General features: G+C 63.2%; 13 protein-coding genes. 8 read left to right on the top strand and 5 right to left on the bottom strand.

What is annotated here, in order from left to right; all coding sequences use genetic code 11:
* The first annotated feature begins 372 nt into the window (after positions 1–372).
* The 5 genes from ABOA88_RS19955 to ABOA88_RS19935 all read left to right on the top strand — a co-directional run bounded on the left by ABOA88_RS19955 (position 373) and on the right by ABOA88_RS19935 (position 6,493).
* The gene (locus ABOA88_RS19955; RefSeq protein WP_196169615.1) at positions 373–2,016 is read left to right on the top strand and encodes an acetolactate synthase large subunit; all 1,644 of its coding nucleotides are present in this window, start codon (positions 373–375) and stop codon (positions 2,014–2,016) included.
* A gap of 155 nt (positions 2,017–2,171) precedes the next feature.
* Positions 2,172–2,726, top strand: a complete 555-nt coding sequence (locus tag ABOA88_RS19950) for a UPF0149 family protein (RefSeq protein ID WP_196169626.1) — start codon at positions 2,172–2,174, stop codon at positions 2,724–2,726.
* Positions 2,727–2,883: 157 nt separating this feature from the next.
* On the top strand, positions 2,884–3,513 hold the full coding sequence (locus tag ABOA88_RS19945; protein WP_367851098.1) for a glutathione S-transferase family protein: 630 nt from the start codon (positions 2,884–2,886) through the stop codon (positions 3,511–3,513).
* Positions 3,514–3,531: 18 nt separating this feature from the next.
* Positions 3,532–5,547, top strand: coding sequence for a pyridoxamine 5'-phosphate oxidase family protein (locus ABOA88_RS19940; RefSeq protein ID WP_367851099.1), 2,016 nt, complete (start codon positions 3,532–3,534; stop codon positions 5,545–5,547).
* A 46-nt stretch (positions 5,548–5,593) separates the two neighbouring features.
* Entirely contained in the window at positions 5,594–6,493 is a 900-nt protein-coding gene (locus ABOA88_RS19935) for a LysR family transcriptional regulator (protein WP_196169612.1), read from the top strand.
* An 88-nt stretch (positions 6,494–6,581) separates the two neighbouring features.
* Here the strand turns inward: ABOA88_RS19935 and ABOA88_RS19930 are convergent, their stop codons facing one another.
* From ABOA88_RS19930 to ABOA88_RS19920, 3 genes are all read right to left on the bottom strand, one after another.
* Positions 6,582–7,832, bottom strand: coding sequence for a ribonucleotide-diphosphate reductase subunit beta (locus tag ABOA88_RS19930; RefSeq protein WP_043214574.1), 1,251 nt, complete (start codon positions 7,830–7,832; stop codon positions 6,582–6,584).
* Between the two features lie 514 nt (positions 7,833–8,346).
* On the bottom strand, positions 8,347–8,478 hold the full coding sequence (locus ABOA88_RS19925; RefSeq protein WP_256544354.1) for a hypothetical protein: 132 nt from the start codon (positions 8,476–8,478) through the stop codon (positions 8,347–8,349).
* A 171-nt stretch (positions 8,479–8,649) separates the two neighbouring features.
* The gene (locus ABOA88_RS19920; protein ID WP_196169611.1) at positions 8,650–11,529 is read right to left on the bottom strand and encodes a ribonucleoside-diphosphate reductase subunit alpha; all 2,880 of its coding nucleotides are present in this window, start codon (positions 11,527–11,529) and stop codon (positions 8,650–8,652) included.
* 779 nt (positions 11,530–12,308) lie between these two features.
* On the opposite strand from ABOA88_RS19920, the gene ABOA88_RS19915 reads away from it, so the two are divergent.
* Together ABOA88_RS19915 and ABOA88_RS19910 are read left to right on the top strand one after the other, a co-directional pair.
* Positions 12,309–13,022, top strand: coding sequence for a response regulator transcription factor (locus ABOA88_RS19915; protein ID WP_196169610.1), 714 nt, complete (start codon positions 12,309–12,311; stop codon positions 13,020–13,022).
* Positions 13,019–14,623, top strand: coding sequence for an ATP-binding protein (locus ABOA88_RS19910; RefSeq protein WP_367851100.1), 1,605 nt, complete (start codon positions 13,019–13,021; stop codon positions 14,621–14,623). Before ABOA88_RS19915 ends, ABOA88_RS19910 begins: the two co-directional genes overlap by 4 nt.
* A gap of 3 nt (positions 14,624–14,626) precedes the next feature.
* On the opposite strand, the gene ABOA88_RS19905 is transcribed toward ABOA88_RS19910, so the two are convergent.
* Together ABOA88_RS19905 and ABOA88_RS19900 are read right to left on the bottom strand one after the other, a co-directional pair.
* Positions 14,627–15,328 (bottom strand): 4'-phosphopantetheinyl transferase family protein, encoded by a 702-nt coding sequence (locus ABOA88_RS19905; RefSeq protein WP_196169608.1) that lies wholly within the window; start codon positions 15,326–15,328, stop codon positions 14,627–14,629.
* A gap of 77 nt (positions 15,329–15,405) precedes the next feature.
* Positions 15,406–16,197 (bottom strand): dienelactone hydrolase family protein, encoded by a 792-nt coding sequence (locus tag ABOA88_RS19900; RefSeq protein ID WP_367851101.1) that lies wholly within the window; start codon positions 16,195–16,197, stop codon positions 15,406–15,408.
* Positions 16,198–16,328: 131 nt separating this feature from the next.
* Between ABOA88_RS19900 and ABOA88_RS19895 the strand changes: the two genes are divergently transcribed.
* Positions 16,329–16,931 carry a hypothetical protein gene (locus tag ABOA88_RS19895; RefSeq protein ID WP_196169606.1) on the top strand — a complete coding sequence of 201 codons (603 nt, stop codon included), beginning with the start codon at positions 16,329–16,331 and terminating at the stop codon, positions 16,929–16,931.
* Positions 16,932–16,947: the final 16 nt, after the last annotated feature.

Here is a 16,947-nt window from a genome sequence, read left to right as displayed (position 1 = left end):
TAGTGTGGGGCTTCCCCATGTGAGAGTAGGTCATCGTCAAGATTCATTTCGCAAAGCCCCTATCTGCGCGAGCAGGTAGGGGTTTTGTCTTTGTGCCCCTGAACATGTGCCACCTGTAGGTCCGTACAAAGCCCGTTCCTAGCGCTGTGAACCCTGTCCTCACAGCAAATATCTTTTGCTCGTCGGCTACCTCACGTCGATTTATCGTAAGTGCGACAATATTGCTGTCACATTAAGTGACTTCCCCGTACCTACCCTGCGTCAAGGCTTAGGTTCGGGGCAATCCTGGCACCCGGACCGAGCGATGCCAGCGCACCGTGCTGCGCATTCCTGGACTTCACCACCGTCCTATCACTTGAGGTAGCAAGTAAGATGGCCAAGGCCGCCGATGTCGTTGTGCAATGCCTGGAAAACGAAGGCGTCGAGTATGTGTTCGGCATTCCCGGCGAGGAAAACCTCGACCTGTTGGAATCCCTGCGCAAGTCGAAGATCAAGCTGGTCCTGACCCGCCATGAGCAGTCCGCGGGCTTCATGGCCGCCACCTACGGCCGCCTGACCGGCAAGACCGGCGTCAGCCTGTCGACCCTCGGCCCTGGTGCCACCAACCTGGTGACCGCCAGCGCCTACGCCTACCTGGGCGGTATGCCGATGATGATGATCACCGGCCAGAAGCCGATCAAGAAGTCCAAGCAAGGCCGCTTCCAGATCATCGATGTGTGCGGCATGATGGACCCCATCACCAAGTACACCCACCAGTTCGCCTCGGCCGACAACATCCCGGCCCGCATGCGCGAAGCCTTCCGCCTGGCGGAAGAAGAAAAGCCAGGTGCTGTGCACCTGGAACTGCCGGAAGACATCGCCGCCGAGCAGACCGATGCCATGCCGATCCAGCCCAGCCTGCACCGTCGCCCGCTGGCCGAGCACGTGGCCATCGAAGCGGCCATCGAGAAGCTGCGCAACGCCCGCAGCCCGATCCTGGTAATCGGTGCCGGCGCCAACCGCAAGATGACCGCCAAGGTCCTCAAGCAACTGATCGACAAGACTGGCATTCCATTCGTCACCACCCAGTTGGGTAAAGGTGTGGTGGACGAGCGCCATTCGAGCTTCCTGGGCAACGCCGCGCTGTCGTCCGGTGACTTCGTGCACCGCGCCATCGAAGCGGCCGACCTGATCATCAACATTGGCCACGACGTCATCGAGAAGCCGCCGTTTTTCATGGTACGTGGTGGTACCGAAGTCATCCACGTCAACTTCCGCTCCGCTGAAGTCGACGCCGTGTACTTCCCGCAGATCGAAGTGATCGGCGACATCGCCAACGCCGTCTGGCAGATCGCCGAAGGCCTGGGCGACACCTCGCATTGGGACTTCACCCGCCTGCTGGCGATCCGCGAAGCCAACGAGGCGCAGATCGCCGAAGGCAAGGACGACGACCGCTTCCCGGTGTACCCGCAGCGCCTGGTCGCCGACATCCGCCGCGTACTGCCGTCCGAAGGCATCGTGGCCCTGGACAACGGCATCTACAAGATCTGGTTCGCCCGCAACTACAAGGCCCATAAGCCTAACACCGTGCTGCTGGACAACGCCCTGGCGACCATGGGCGCTGGACTGCCGTCGGCCATGGCGGCGCACTTGGTGTACCCGGACCGCCCAGTAATCTCGGTGTGCGGTGATGGCGGTTTCATGATGAACAGCCAGGAGCTGGAGACCGCGGTCCGTCTGGGCATGCACATCACCGTGGTGATCCTGCGTGATGACGGCTACGGCATGATCCGCTGGAAGCAGGCCAACATGGGCTTCACCGACTTCGGCCTGGACTACGGCAACCCGGACTTCGTCAAATACGCCGAAGCCTACGGCGCCAACGGTCACCGCGTCGAAAGCGCCGAAGGCCTGCTGCCGCTGCTCGAGCACTGCATCAAGACCCCGGGTGTACACGTGATCGACTGCCCGGTGGACTACAGCGAGAACGACCGCATCCTCAACCAGGAACTGCGTGAGCGCGCGCTGGCGGTCTAACGACTAACGGCCTGTTACGGGCAAGCCCCGCTCCCATGGCATTACACCTTGGGAGCGGGCATGATCGGCGATGACTATCGTTTAACCCACAATTCCCGCTATACCTTCCCCCATGTGCTAGGGTGCACCCAAACTTCTGCCCTAGGACACTCATGATGCTCCCCGCCCTCAACGAAAAAGAACTCGACCGTCTCGAAGACCTGTTGATCACCTACGGCAACGACTATTCGGTACTCAACCTGGCCGAGCTCAACGGCTTTTTCACCGCCCTGGCCAGCTCACCGAATGCCGTCATGCCTGAGCAGTGGCTGCCTGCGGTCGCGGGTGGCAAGGTCCCCAAGTTCAAGAAGCCCGCCCATGAGGAGGCCTACACCGCGCTGATGTTGCGTTACGCCAATCAGGTGGCTGCATCCCTGGCCGATGATCTCGAGCACTTCGAGCCGCTGTTCGAAGAGAGCGAAGGCGAAGAGGGCCCGGCGATCATTCTCGAGGAGTGGTGCTTCGGCTACATGCGCGGTACCCAGGTGGCCGAGTGGAGCGAGTTGCCGCCGGAGCAGGACCGCCTGATCAAGGCCATTTCCCTGCATGGGCTGGAGGACAATTTCGAGCTGCTCGACGCGATGAGTTTCGATGAGCTCCAGGCATGCGTGCCGCAAGTGGTCGAGGCTGCGCGGGGGTTGTACCTGTATCAGAAGCGGCAGCGGCACTGAGCGTGGACCTTCCCGGCGCCTGCGATAGGGCGGCCCCCACGATTATTCCACCTGCCGAAATACTGGATTGCTCACAGCACTGATTCTGCTGTTCACCGATCCCGTGCAGCATGTCCTCCAGCAGCGCCACTCCCGGCGCTGATCCGGAGCCCAGAACATGCCAAGCCCGATCAAACTCTACAATTTCCCAAAGTCCGGCCATGCTCACCGCATCGAACTGATGCTGTCGCTGCTCGAACTGCCCACCGAACTGGTATTCGTCGACCTGGCCAAGGGCGAGCACAAGCAGCCCGAGTTCCTGGCCATCAACCCCTTCGGGCAGGTGCCGGTGATCGACGACAACGGTACTGTCATCGCCGACTCCAATGCCATTCTGGTGTACCTGGCCAAGGCCTACGGCGGTGAGCGTTGGCTGCCCGAGGATCCGGTCGGCGCCGCTCGCGTGCAACGTTGGCTGTCGGTCGCGGCTGGTCCTCTGGCCTTCGGCCCGGCGGCTGCGCGCCTGGTGACGGTGTTCGGCGCTTCGTTCAACACCGATGAAGTCATCGGCCGCGCTCACACCCTGCTCAAGGTGATCGACGGCGAGCTGGCCAAGGGCCCGTTCCTGGTCGGTGACCACGCGACCATCGCCGATATCGCCAACTACTCGTACATCGCCCATGCACCAGAAGGCAACGTGTCGCTGGAGCCTTACCCCAACGTGCGTGCCTGGCTGGCCCGTATCGAGGCGCTGGCAGGCTTCGTACCGATGCCGCGCACGGTCATCGGTTTGCAGACCACGCTCTGAGTCCCGAGGAATGCCGCCATGCGATCACCCTGGCATGCAGGTGAGAAACGGCTGCAGGAGCAAGCCGGTGTTGCAGAGCGCATGGAGGCATTTGGGCAAAAGGTCATCCGCGACTACATGCCCGACCAGCATCGCGCGTTCTACCATCAGTTGCCATTCATGGTGGTCGGTGCCGTGGATGCCGAGGGCAAACCTTGGGCGACGCTGCTCGAAGGCCCCGAGGGCTTTGTCAGCTCGCCTGATCCACGGCAGTTGCTGATCGGCACCGAGCTTGCCGCCGACGATCCGGCAACGCCGGGGTTGGTGGCTGGCGGTGCCGTCGGTCTGTTGGGGATCGAGTTGCACACCCGCCGGCGCAATCGCCTCAATGGCGTGATTCGCAGGGCCAGTGCCGGCCAGTTGGAGGTGGAGGTCGAGCAGTCGTTCGGCAACTGCCCGCAGTACATTCAATTGCGCGAATACATCCGTGTCGACGTACCGTCGCAAGGGCGTCAGGATTCAACGGCGATCGATGCCAGGGCTCGCGCCATGATCGAGAGCGCGGACACGTTCTTCGTGGCCAGCTACGTCGAACATGAAAGCGGCCAACGCTCGGTGGATGTCTCCCACCGCGGTGGTCGGGTCGGATTCGTGCGGGTCGAAGGCAACCGCCTGACCGTCCCCGACTATGCCGGCAATCTGCATTTCAACACCCTTGGCAACTTGTTGGTGAACCCTGTCGCAGGCCTGTTGTTCGTTGATTTCGCCAGCGGCGACGTGCTTCAGGTGGTCGGGCGGGCCGAGGTCATTCTCGACAGCCCGCTGATCAGTGCTTTCGAAGGGGCCGAGCGAATTTGGACCTTGGATGTCGAACAGGTGGTGTTGCGTCCGGCTGCCGTGTCGCTGCGCTGGGCGTTCCATGGGTACGCCCCCACCAGCCTGGCGACCGGCACCTGGGCCGAAGCCCAGCTGCGCCTGCAACAGCGTGAACGACAACGCCAATGGCTGAGCTGGCGAGTGTCGCGCATTGAGCAGGAGAGCGCTGATATCCGCTCGTTCTACCTGCAACCTGAGGACGACGCCCCCGTAACCTTTGCGCCCGGCCAGCATATTCCCGTGCGTTTGCGGACCGATGGGCAGACGCCGCTGATCCGCACCTATAGCTTGTCCAGCGCGCCGTCCGATGGTTACTTGCGTATCAGCGTCAAGGCGCAGGGGCCGGCTTCATGGCATCTGCACCGGGAGTTGAAGGTCGGTGATCGTCTGGAGGTTCGCCTGCCCATGGGCAGCTTCACGTTGGATCAAGACAGCGAACGCCCCCTCGTGCTGATTGGCGCGGGCGTCGGCATCACGCCGCTGATCGCCATGCTCCGTGAGCAACTGGCCAGCGGGCAGGGGAGACGCATCCATCTGTTCCATGGCGGGCGTACCTTGGGCGATCTGCCGTTCCAGCAGGAACTAGGTGCATTGCAACAGCAATCCGCTGGCCTGCTGAGTATCCATCGCGCCCTGAGCCAGCCTGAAGCCCACGCCGTGCAGGGTCGTGACTACACCTTCGCCAGCCGCCTGGGCATCGACCAGATCAAGACCGCACTGGCACTGGACGACTACGACTTCTACCTCTGTGGCCCGGCCAGTTTCACCCAGGACCTGTACGAAGGCCTGCGCAGCGTGCACGTGCCCGATGCGCGCATTCATGCCGAAGCCTTTGGCCCTTCGACCTTACGTCGTCATACCGACGACAATCTGCCCACGCTGCAACAACCTGCGCCCGCCAAAGAGCCTGTACCGGTGTACTTCGCCAGCTCCGCCAAGGAGGCACGCTGGGCACCGGACAGTGGCACGCTGCTAGAACTGGCAGAGCACCGTGGCCTGTCGCCGGAGTTCAGTTGCCGAGGCGGCTCCTGCGGCACCTGCAAGACCCGACTGGTCAGTGGGCAGGTCCACTACCCGAACCCGCCCGCCGAACTGCCTGAACCTGGCAGCGTACTGATCTGCTGCGCCATTCCGGCTCAGGCTGAGGAGGGTGGGCAGCCCTTGGTGCTGGAGCTCTAGCGTCAGCGCTGGAATAATCGCCCCATGACAACGCATGGGGCGCGGCATGGACCAGATTCACCTGATGAAAGTGTTCGTGGCCGTGGGCGAGCTGGAAAGCTTCGCCGCCGCCGCCCGCCGCCTGGCGATTTCGCCTGCGGCCGTGACCCGGGCGGTCACCGCGCTGGAGGAGCAGCTCGGCGTCAAGCTGCTGCTGCGCACCACCCGCAGCGTGCGCCTGACCGAAGCCGGTGGCCGTTACCTGGAAGACACCCGGCACATCCTGGCCAGCATCGTCGAAGCCAATGAAGCCGCTGCCGGCATCAACGCCTCGCCCAAAGGCGACCTGGCGGTGACCGCGCCGATCCTGTTCGGCAAGAAGTTCGTCATGCCCTGCATTGTCCGTTACCTGCAGCAGTATCCCGAGGTGGACGTGTCGGCGTATTTTCTCGACCGTGTAGTGAATCTGGTGGAGGAGGGCCTGGACGTGGCTGTACGCATCGGGCAGTTGCCGGATTCTGGGCTCAAGGCATTGCGCGTGGGCCAGATGCGCCGCTTACTGTGCGCCTCGCCGGAGTATCTGGAGCGCCACGGCACACCGCGCCATCCTTCGGAATTGCACAGGCATCAGATCATCGCTGCCGGGGCGCTGTCGCCGCGCACGGACTGGCGCTTCGGCGCGATCGACGAGCCGACGCTGGTACGCATGAAGCCACGACTGACCGTGACCAGCAACGACGCCGCAATCGCCGCCGCCAGCGCTGGCCTCGGCATCGCCCGGCTGCTGTCCTATCAGGTGGCTGATGAACTAGCGGACGGGCGCCTGCAGGTGATCTTGGCCGAGTACGAGGAGGCGTCCTGGCCGATCCACATCCTGCACCGCGAGAGCAAATACGGCTCGACCAAGGTGCGCACCTTCATCGACATGCTGGCCGAGCACCTGCGCAGCCAGTCGCATCTTGCCTGACTGTTGACACGCGAAGCGGTCCCAGAGGAATCAACTCAAAATAAAAAGGCTGCCCGGAGGCAGCCTTTTCTAGGTGGCTGCTGGACGATCAGTCCCAGCTCAGCGCACCACCGGTCTGGTACTCGATAACGCGAGTCTCGAAGAAGTTCTTCTCCTTCTTCAAGTCCATGATCTCGCTCATCCACGGGAACGGGTTGGTAGTGCCTGGATACTCTTCTTTCAGGCCAATCTGGGTCAGGCGACGGTTGGCGATGAACTTGAGGTAGTCCTCCATCATCGCGGCGTTCATGCCCAGTACGCCGCGTGGCATGGTGTCACGGGCATATTCGATCTCCAGCTGGGTCCCTTGCAGGATCATCTGGGTCGCTTCTTCCTTCATCGCGGCATCCCACAGGTGCGGGTTCTCGATCTTGATCTGGTTGATCACGTCGATGCCGAAGTTCAGGTGCATGGACTCGTCGCGCAGGATGTACTGGAACTGCTCAGCGACGCCGGTCATCTTGTTGCGGCGGCCCATGGAGAGGATCTGGGTGAAGCCGCAGTAGAAGAAGATGCCTTCCAGGACGCAGTAGTAGGCGATCAGGTTGCGCAGCAGCTCTTTGTCGGTCTCGACGGTGCCGGTGTTGAACTCGGGGTCGGAGATCGCGCGGGTGTACTTCAGGCCCCAGGCTGCCTTTTTAGCGACCGATGGGATCTCGTGGTACATGTTGAAGATCTCGCCTTCATCCATGCCCAGCGACTCGATGCAGTACTGGTAGGCGTGGGTGTGGATCGCCTCTTCGAAGGCCTGGCGCAGGATGTACTGGCGGCACTCGGGGTTGGTGATCAGGCGGTACACGGCCAGGGCCAGGTTGTTGGCTACCAGGGAGTCGGCGGTGGAGAAGAAGCCGAGGTTGCGCATGACGATGCGGCGCTCGTCTTCGGTCAGGCCATCCATGCTCTTCCACAGGGCGATGTCGGCGGTCATGTTGACCTCTTGCGGCATCCAGTGGTTGGCGCAGCCGTCGAGGTACTTCTGCCAGGCCCAGTCGTACTTGAACGGAACCAGCTGGTTGAGGTCGGCGCGGCAGTTGATCATGCGCTTTTCGTCAACGCGCACGCGGGCGGAGGAGCCTTCGAGTTCGGCCAGGCCTTCGGCGATGTCGAGTTCGTTCAGGGCGGCCTTGGCGCGCTTGACGGCGTCGGAGTCGTCGGCGGTCGCTGCGCGGGCTTCCTGGGCGGCGGCGTCACCGGCGCTGTCCAGTTTGTCGAGGGTGGCGGCGGCGTTGGCCTGTGCGGGGGTGGCGCCTTTGGCGGCGACTTCGCCGTCTTCCTTGTCGAATTCGTCCCAGCTCAGCATGGTCCTGGCTCCTGCTAGAGGGTTGCGCGGGGCAACCGATTGGATTTTAAAAAGGTGACGCCTGCAAGGCCCGAAGGGCGATACGGCAGGCAGTGAGCGCGTGCGCTCGTCACGTTTGAAGGTGTCGGATCAGCGCCTGTCCATGCCTCGGGGGAGGGGCCAGGACGCTTGAATACAGTGTGGCAACGATAAAACGTGCGGGCTGGCCAAGCGGTTGGGTACGGCTTGTGTCACGCAGTCGATCATTGGCTAAACCCTTTTTCGAGGGGGGCGAAGTATAACGGAATTCGCTACCGATCGGAGCGACGCTGGGCCGGTCTGCTGTAATTTTTCGACCGGTATCAGGCGCGTCCGTTCACGAATCACGCGTCGTTTCCACGGGGAAGAAGTTTAGCGGAAAAATCGCAGATGTGGTGTTGGATTTTTTGACTTAACACAAAATATTGTGTTTTGAGGCAGGGTTCGCAGTGTCTAAAAAACCGCACCCGGAGGGCCTTGGCCTTCCGGGCGGGGCTTAGCGGCAGCGGTTGCGCAGCGTCTGGACGATGTGCGTCCTGGGATTGTTGCGCGCCTCTTCGACCGTGGTGAAACGGCCGGTTTCGGCATTGCGGCCAATCTTGCGAGTTGCAGGTTTCTTCCGAGCCATCGTGATGTCTTCCGTGTGGGTCAGTGAAGCCCCGCGCCCTGGCGTCCAGGGTAAGGGCAGTACTGTTTTATCCCTTCGCGAAAGCGACGTGCAGAGGGCAGGGTCTCTCGATGACGCGGATACAAAAATGCCGCAAGCGGCGCCCGAAGGCGCCTCCCGCGGCATGGGGTGTTACTGGCAGGCTTCGCAGTCTGGCTCGTCGATCGCGCAGGCCTTTGGCACCGGGGCTGGGCCCGCTGCCTGGACCGGGGCGCTGTCGCCGCCGCTGGAAACGGCGTTGAGCTTGCCGGTGTTGATGGTCGACTTCTCGGTGCTGGTGGCGGCCAGGGCACGGAGGTAGTAGGTGGTCTTCAGACCACGGTACCAGGCCATGCGGTAGGTCACGTCCAGCTTCTTGCCCGAGGCGCCGGCGATGTAAAGGTTCAGCGACTGGGCCTGGTCGATCCACTTCTGGCGACGGGAGGCGGCGTCGACGATCCACTTGGTCTCGACTTCGAACGCGGTGGCGTACAGGTCCTTGAGCTCTTGCGGAATGCGCTCGATCTGCTGAACCGAACCGTCGTAGTACTTCAGGTCGTTGATCATGACCGAGTCCCACAGGCCGCGGGCCTTGAGGTCACGGACCAGGTATGGGTTGATCACGGTGAACTCGCCCGACAGGTTCGATTTGACGTACAGGTTCTGGTACGTCGGTTCGATCGACTGCGAAACGCCGGTGATGTTGGCGATGGTCGCGGTCGGCGCGATGGCCATGATGTTCGAGTTGCGGATGCCTTTCTTGACGCGTTCACGGACAGGAGCCCAGTCCAGGGACTCTTCCAGGTTGACGTCGATGTACTTGGCGCCACGGGCCTCGATCAGGATCTGCTGGCTGTCCAGCGGCAGGATGCCCTTGGACCACAGGGAGCCTTCGAAGGTCTGGTACGCGCCGCGCTCGTCGGCCAGGTCACAGGATGCCTGGATGGCGTAGTAGCTGACCGCTTCCATCGACTTGTCGGCGAACTCGACCGCAGCGTCCGAGCCGTACGGGATGTGCTGCAGGTACAGCGCGTCCTGGAAGCCCATGATGCCCAGGCCGACCGGACGGTGCTTGAAGTTCGAGTTCTGCGCCTGGGGCACCGAGTAGTAGTTGATGTCGATCACGTTGTCGAGCATGCGCACGGCGGTCTTGACGGTACGCGCCAGTTTCGCGGTGTCCAGTTTGCCGTCGACGATGTGGTTCGGCAGGTTGATCGAACCCAGGTTGCACACGGCGATTTCATCGGCGTTGGTGTTCAGGGTGATCTCGGTGCACAGGTTCGAGCTGTGGACCACGCCCACGTGCTGCTGCGGCGAACGCAGGTTGCACGGGTCCTTGAAGGTCAGCCATGGGTGGCCGGTCTCGAACAGCATCGACAGCATCTTGCGCCACAGGTCTTTGGCCTGGACGGTCTTGAACACCTTGATCTTGTTGTACTCGGTCAGGGCTTCGTAGTACTCGTAGCGCTCTTCGAAGGCCTTGCCGGTCAGGTCGTGCAGATCAGGCACTTCCGAAGGCGAGAACAGGGTCCACTTGCCGTCGTCGAAGACGCGCTTCATGAACAGGTCCGGGATCCAGTTGGCGGTGTTCATGTCGTGGGTACGGCGACGGTCGTCACCGGTGTTCTTGCGCAGCTCGAGGAATTCCTCGATGTCCAGGTGCCAGGTTTCCAGGTAGGCGCAGACCGCGCCCTTGCGCTTGCCGCCCTGGTTGACCGCGACGGCGGTGTCGTTGACGACCTTCAGGAACGGCACGACGCCTTGCGACTTGCCGTTGGTGCCCTTGATGTACGAACCCAGGGCACGTACCGGAGTCCAGTCGTTGCCCAGGCCGCCCGCAAACTTGGACAGCATGGCGTTGTCGTGGATGGCCTTGTAGATGCCCGACAGGTCATCCGGCACGGTGGTCAGGTAGCAGCTCGACAGCTGTGGACGCAGGGTACCGGCGTTGAACAGGGTCGGGGTCGACGCCATGTAGTCGAACGAGGAGAGCAGGTTGTAGAACTCGATCGCACGGGCTTCTTTGTCTTTTTCCTGCAGCGCCAGGCCCATGGCCACGCGCATGAAGAACACCTGTGGCAGTTCGAAACGCACGCCATCCTTGTGGATGAAGTAGCGGTCGTACAGGGTCTGCAGGCCCAGGTAGGTGAACTGCTGGTCACGCTCGTGCTCGATGGCCTTGCCCAGACGCTCCAGGTCGTAGCCTTTGAGGGCCGGGTCGAGCAGCTCGAACTCGACGCCTTTCTCGACGTAGGCCGGCAGGGCTTTGGCGTACAGGTCGGCCATCTCGTGGTGGGTGGCGCTGTCGGCCACGCCCAGGAAGCCCAGGGCCTCGGCACGCAGGGTGTCCATCAGCAGGCGGGCGGTGACGAAGGAGTAGTTCGGCTCACGCTCGACCAGGGTACGGGCGGTCATTACCAGGGCGGTGTTGACGTCCTTGATGGCTACACCGTCGTACAGGTTCTTCAGGGTGTCGCGCTGGATCAGCTCGCCATCGACTTCGGCCAGGCCTTCGCAGGCTTCGCTGATGATGGTGTTCAGGCGCGCCATGTCCAGCGGCGCCAGGCTGCCGTCGGCCAGGGTGATGCGGATGCTTGGGTGCGGCTCGACCACGGATTCGGCGTTGGCGCGGGTGGCACGCTCCTTGGCGCGCTGTTCGCGGTAGATCACGTAGTCACGGGCGACTTTCTGCTCGCCGGCGCGCATCAGGGCCAGTTCGACCTGGTCCTGGATTTCCTCGATGTGGATGGTGCCACCCGATGGCATGCGACGCTTGAAGGTCGCGGTGACCTGTTCGGTCAGGCGAGCGACGGTGTCGTGGATGCGCGACGAAGCGGCGGCGGTGCCGCCTTCAACTGCGAGGAACGCCTTGGTGATGGCCACGGTGATCTTGTCGTCGGTGTAGGGAACGACAGTACCGTTACGCTTGATCACGCGCAGTTGACCGGGTGCGGTCGCGGCCAGATCCTGGTTCGAATCAGCGGCCTGCGGCACCTTGGCCTGCGGGTTCTCGCGAGTTGTGTCGGTTTGCATGGGTGGGTGTCTCCACAGTTTCTATATTGTTCAGGCGCCCTAGGGGCGCCCACCGTTCCATCCACTAGCCTGATGGCCACGAGCGGGGACGCGCATGCACGCGCATCCGCCCGCTCGGGCGTACCGACTTCGGGACAGACTCAGGAATAAGGGGCAATAACCTGCCGCTCCCTGGCCGAAGTCAAAGGTTTTGGGTTGGGCCCAAAAACTGTTGCTGATGAGTGCCAGGCCCTGGCCTGCAACACCCATGCCCGAACAAGACCCTGGACGGGCTTGCCTCGGTCGCCTCCGCAGGAGCGGTTTGGCTGTTGGAATCACGTTAAGTTCAGCCAGACAAATCGCTTGAACTTCTCTGTTGACTTGTGTTTGTGATTTTGCTCGAACCCCAATATCTAGTGGTTCGCTGCGATGGGGATACAAGATAATGCGGTCTCAGGGGCTTTGCAAGGTGAGCGCCTGTGGATAACTTGTGCGTACTTTGTGTGTGATTCGTGGGTATTCGCTGTAGGCCTTGTCCCAACTGGCCTTCACTTTTTTTCTGCGTTTTGATGCCCTGCCGCTGATTTTTTCGGGCGCGAACCCTATCACAAAAATCGCCCCGGTCGAGGGCCTGCGACAGGCGGCTCGGCGTGGTTGGCAGGGGCGGGGGTGGGACGTAGTATCCGGGGGCAATGTTGCCTTTTGGTGAACGGCGGCTGACTGGCCCGATGCCATCGCCGGTTGCATACCGCAACGCCAGCAGGCGGCTTCAGAACAAGAATAATCAGTGAAGGCGGACCATGGACCAGCCCAACAACCGGATATTGATCGTCGAGGACGACCAGCGACTGGCGGAACTCACCGCCGAGTACCTGCAGGCCAATGGCTACGAGGTGGCAGTGGAGGGCGATGGCGGCCGGGCGGCGCGGCGTATCATCGACAGCCAGCCGGACCTGGTGATTCTCGACCTGATGCTGCCCGGCGAAGATGGCCTGCGCATCTGCCGGCGCGTTCGTGGTCAGTACGCCGGCCCCATCCTCATGCTCACCGCCCGCAGCGATGAGCTCGATCAGGTCCAGGGCCTGGACATGGGCGCCGATGACTATGTCTGCAAACCGGTGCGTCCACGTCTGCTGCTGGCGCGCATCACCGCCTTGTTGCGGCGCAGCGAAGCCCCGCAGAGCAAGCGTCAGACGCTGCAGTTCGGCGCATTGCGCATCGACAACCGCGTGCGCGAGGCCTGGTTGGGCGAGCAGGCGATCGAACTGACCGGCGCCGAGTTCGACCTGCTCTGGCTGTTGAGCAGCAATGCCGGGCGGGTGTTGTCCCGCGAGGAGATCTTCACCTCTCTGCGTGGCGTCGGCTACGACGGCCAGGACCGCTCCATCGATGTGCGTATTTCCAAGATCCGCCCCAAAATCGGCGACGACCCGATCCACCCGCGCCTGATCAAGACCCTGCGTAGCAAGGGCTACCTGTTCGTCGGCGAGGCCGCCCAGGCAGCGGCCCCATGAATTCGATCTTCCTGCGCATCTACGGCGGCATGCTCGCCGTGCTGGTGCTGGTGGCAGTGCTTGGGGTGCTCAGCCTGCATCTGGTCAACCAGGTGCGTGCTGAACGGCACCGCGAGGGGCTGGCCCAAGGCACCTTCAGCCTCATGGCGGATAACCTGGCCTTGCAAGACCCGGTCGAGCGCAAGCGCTCGCTGTTGATCTGGGAGCGCTTGCTCGGCGTGCCGCTGGATTTGCAGCCGTCCTCGGCCTCTACCCTGGATGGCGGACAGCGCACGCGCTTGCGTCGGGGCCTGGTGGTGGTGGAAAAGACCGGCCCGCATGCCGTGCGCGTCTTGCGCCAGGTCGGCGATGAAGACCAGCTGTTGGTGGCCCAGGTCAAGCAGGTCAGCGAACAGTTGGCCCGCGCCACGCTCTATCTGCTGGCCGATGAGCTGGTGCGCTACCCGGTCACCGAACAGCAGCGACGCCTGGCCGAGATCCGCAAGAGCAAGGGCTTTGGCTTCGACATCGCCCTGCAGCGCCTGGAGCGGGCAGGCCTGGACGACGACCAGCGGCGCCGGGTGGAGGAGGGCGACACGGTGATGGCGTTGGGCAAAGATGGCGATTCGGTGCGGGTGTTCTCCGGATTGACCGGCTCGCCCTGGGTACTGGAGATCGGGCCGTTGCATCAGCTCAACCCTTATCCGCCGCAGTTGCTGGTCCTCATCGCCTTCCTTGGTTTGTGCCTGATCGGCCTGGTGGTCTACCTACTGGTGCGTCAGTTGGAGCGACGCCTGTCGGGGCTGGAGGTCGCGGCCACGCGCATCGCCCAGGGCAGCCTGGAGACCCGCGTGCCCGAGGGGGACGCCGACTCGGTGGGGCGTCTGGCCGAGGCCTTCAATGGCATGGCCGAGCACCTGCAGCGCTCCTTGACCATGCAGCGCGAGCTGGTGCGGGCGGTGTCCCATGAATTGCGCACGCCGGTGGCGCGCCTGCGCTTTGGCCTGGAAATGATCGAAAGCGCCAGCACCGAGCAGGCCAGGGCCAAGCACCTGGCCGGCATGGACAGCGACATCCAGGACCTGGACAAACTGGTGGACGAGATGCTGACCTACGCCCGCCTGGAGCAGGGCACACCGGCCTTGAAATTCCAGGCGGTGGACCTCGATGCCTTGCTCGAGCGCGTGATCCAGGAGCTGTCGCCGTTGCGGGTCGAGGTCAAGGTGGTGCGCGGCGACTGCCAGGGCGCGGATGGGACAGGCGCTTGGGTCGATGCCGAACCCCGTTACCTGCACCGGGCGCTGCAGAACCTGGTGGGCAACGCCATGCGGCACGCCGAATCCCAGGTCAGGTTGAGCTATCAGTTGGGCCAGGAGCGCTGCCGCATCGATGTGGAAGACGATGGACCTGGAATTCCCGAAGGGGTCTGGGATCGCATCTTCACCCCTTTCACCCGCCTCGACGACAGCCGTACCCGCGCCTCCGGCGGGCATGGCCTGGGGTTGTCGATCGTGCGTCGGATCATCTACTGGCACGGGGGACGGGCAATGGTCGGGCGCAGCGAAGCGTTGGGCGGGGCCTGCTTCAGCCTGATCTGGCCGAGCCACCGGGCGCAGGGCTAGGGGTTACACGCTGATCAGGCTGAGCAGGTAGCCGTCCTGGACGCAGAACTGGCCTTCGAGCTCGCGGCCAGCCTGCCAGTCGGTTGACAGGTCGGTGAGCAGGCGCAGGCGGGCATATCCCTCGACAGACCACTCCAGCAGCTCGGCGTGTTCGAAGTAGAAGCGCTGCCGGGTCAAAGGGTAGAGCGCCTTGAACAGGCTTTCCTTGAGGGAGAACGTCAAGGTCACGCCCAGGCCGAGCTGGCTGCGGTCCAGGCGCTGGAGCTCAGCGGGGGTGAGGATCTCGCCAGCCAGGCGTTCGGCGCGTTCGTCGTTCAGCAAGGATTCCTGGTCCAGGCCCAGGCCACCGCTGTCGCCGTCGGCGGCAACCACGGCGGCGGCCCAGCCTTTGCCATGGGTGATCGAGCCGTGAATGCCGGCCGGCCAGATCGGCGAACGGTCCTCATGGGTGGCGGGCACGTAGTCGCGTCCATCCAGCGCATGCAGCGCCGCACGTGCGCAGACTCGGCCTGCCAGGTACTCGGTCTGGCGCTTGGCCACCGAGCGCTGCAGGCTGGCGCTTTGTTCGATGCCGGCGCGCTGGAAGTCGTCCGGCGCCAGGCGCGCGGGGTCGAAGGTGCAACTGACCAGCACCGCGCCGGGGACCGGGCGGGGCAGGGGCCAATGGTGCTGGAGGGGGGAGCAGCAGGTGGGGTGTCTGGTCATGGTGAGTATTGTGCCAGTGGTGCCCTGCCGCGCAAACCAGGCGAGTGCCGCACCGTCGACTGTCGCCCCGACAGCCTTCAGTCGAAGGATTTCTTGAGGAAGGCCTGCATGTCCGCCCACGAACGTTCGTCCGCCTCTTTGTTGTAGCCCATGTCCGGCCCGCCATGGTCGCCGTGGCTCAAGCGGTCGGCATCCGGGTTGGTGAATCCATGCTTGGCTCCAGCAATGGAGACGAATGTCATGTCGGCGCCGGCGTCGTGCATTTCCTGCTTGAACGCTGCCACTTGCGCTGGCGGGATCAGGCTGTCGGCCTCGCCGTGCTCCACCAGGATCTTGGCCCTGATCACCCCCGGCTTGGCTGGCGTCTGGGTGGCCAGCGGACCATGGAAGCTCACCACGGCGTCGAGTTTCTCGCCTCGGCGCGCGGCATCGAGCACCACCTTGCCGCCGAAGCAGTAACCCACCGCCGCCAACTGATGCTTGTTGGTGTTGGGCTGGATTTTCAGCAGCTCAAGCCCCGCATCGAAGCGCCGTGCAGCAGCCTTGGGGTCCTTCATCGCCGCCGCCATGAACGCTTGGGCGTCCTTCGGATGTTCGGTGTGCTTGCCATCGCCATACATGTCGATGGCCAGGGCGTTGTAACCCAGCGCCGCCAGGTCCCGGGCGCGGCGCTTGGCATAGTCGTTCAGCCCCCACCATTCATGCACCACGACGATGCCGGGGCGTTTGCCCTCGACCGCATCGTCGTAGGCGTAGTAGCCCACCAGGCGCTGGCCATCGGCGTCCTGGTAGGGAATTTCGCGGGTCTGCACCGCCGCCTGGGCGACGGCGGCGCTGCACAGCAAGGCCAGGGCAAGCAGGGAACGCATGGTCGGTACTCCTTGGGCAAAGGGTGCGATTCGTTCAGCCGGGGTTCAGTCAGGGGTCAGCCGCGGTTCAGGGCTCACTCCCTACTCTAGCCACCAGACACAGACATCGCATCCAACTGGAGTATCCCACCATGAAAACACTCAATACCTTGATGGTCGCCGTGGCCGTATGCGCCGGCAGCCTCACTGCCCAGGCTGCCGATGACACCTTCGCCAGCCTCACCTATGGCCAGACCAGCGACAAGGTCCGCAAGTCCGGCCTGCTGCAACGCAACACCGATCACCTGAACGCCGACGGCATCATCGGCAAGGACGGCACCTGGGGCGTGCGCGTGGGTAAGATCAATGAAGATGCCCGTTATTACCTGACCTACGACAACGTCTCGGGCGACCACAGTGGCATCAAGCTGCGCCAGGAAAACCTGCTTGGCAGCTACGATGCGTTTCTGCCGGTGGGCGATACCACCAAGCTGTTCGGTGGCGGCAGCCTGGGCTTGACCAAGTTGTCCCAGGAGTCCTCCGGTTACAGCCGTGACACCGATGTGGGGTATGCCGTGGGCCTGCAGGCCGGCGTGCTGCAGCAGATCACCAACAACGCCTCGGTGGAGCTGGGCTACCGTTACCTGCGCAGCAACGCCAGCACCGAACTGGCCGAACATGGCGGTCCCAAGGCAGGCACCCTGCGCCTGACCAGCAGCGCCCAGACCTACCTGTCGGCCAACTACACCTTCTGACCCAGACGAGGTGCCA

The sequence above is a fragment of the Pseudomonas sp. PKS genome, from assembly GCF_051913525.1.
GTDB lineage: Bacteria > Pseudomonadota > Gammaproteobacteria > Pseudomonadales > Pseudomonadaceae > Aquipseudomonas > Aquipseudomonas guariconensis_D.
The sequence above is the reverse complement of the archived record's forward strand: the minus strand, read 5'-3'. Positions and strand labels throughout refer to the sequence as shown.

What these genes read in the sequence shown, in the direction of transcription:
- ABOA88_RS19935 (WP_196169612.1), top strand. Translation starts at nt 5,594, where the DNA reads ATGGACCAGATTCACCTGATGAAAGTGTTCGTGGCCGTGGGCGAGCTG.
- ABOA88_RS19900 (WP_367851101.1), bottom strand. Translation starts at nt 16,197, where the DNA reads ATGCGTTCCCTGCTTGCCCTGGCCTTGCTGTGCAGCGCCGCCGTCGCC.
- ABOA88_RS19895 (WP_196169606.1), top strand. Translation starts at nt 16,329, where the DNA reads ATGAAAACACTCAATACCTTGATGGTCGCCGTGGCCGTATGCGCCGGC.
- ABOA88_RS19945 (WP_367851098.1), top strand. Translation starts at nt 2,884, where the DNA reads ATGCCAAGCCCGATCAAACTCTACAATTTCCCAAAGTCCGGCCATGCT.
- ABOA88_RS19910 (WP_367851100.1), top strand. Translation starts at nt 13,019, where the DNA reads ATGAATTCGATCTTCCTGCGCATCTACGGCGGCATGCTCGCCGTGCTG.
- ABOA88_RS19955 (WP_196169615.1), top strand. Translation starts at nt 373, where the DNA reads ATGGCCAAGGCCGCCGATGTCGTTGTGCAATGCCTGGAAAACGAAGGC.
- ABOA88_RS19905 (WP_196169608.1), bottom strand. Translation starts at nt 15,328, where the DNA reads ATGACCAGACACCCCACCTGCTGCTCCCCCCTCCAGCACCATTGGCCC.
- ABOA88_RS19925 (WP_256544354.1), bottom strand. Translation starts at nt 8,478, where the DNA reads ATGGCTCGGAAGAAACCTGCAACTCGCAAGATTGGCCGCAATGCCGAA.
- ABOA88_RS19950 (WP_196169626.1), top strand. Translation starts at nt 2,172, where the DNA reads ATGCTCCCCGCCCTCAACGAAAAAGAACTCGACCGTCTCGAAGACCTG.
- ABOA88_RS19920 (WP_196169611.1), bottom strand. Translation starts at nt 11,529, where the DNA reads ATGCAAACCGACACAACTCGCGAGAACCCGCAGGCCAAGGTGCCGCAG.
- ABOA88_RS19915 (WP_196169610.1), top strand. Translation starts at nt 12,309, where the DNA reads ATGGACCAGCCCAACAACCGGATATTGATCGTCGAGGACGACCAGCGA.
- ABOA88_RS19930 (WP_043214574.1), bottom strand. Translation starts at nt 7,832, where the DNA reads ATGCTGAGCTGGGACGAATTCGACAAGGAAGACGGCGAAGTCGCCGCC.
- ABOA88_RS19940 (WP_367851099.1), top strand. Translation starts at nt 3,532, where the DNA reads ATGCGATCACCCTGGCATGCAGGTGAGAAACGGCTGCAGGAGCAAGCC.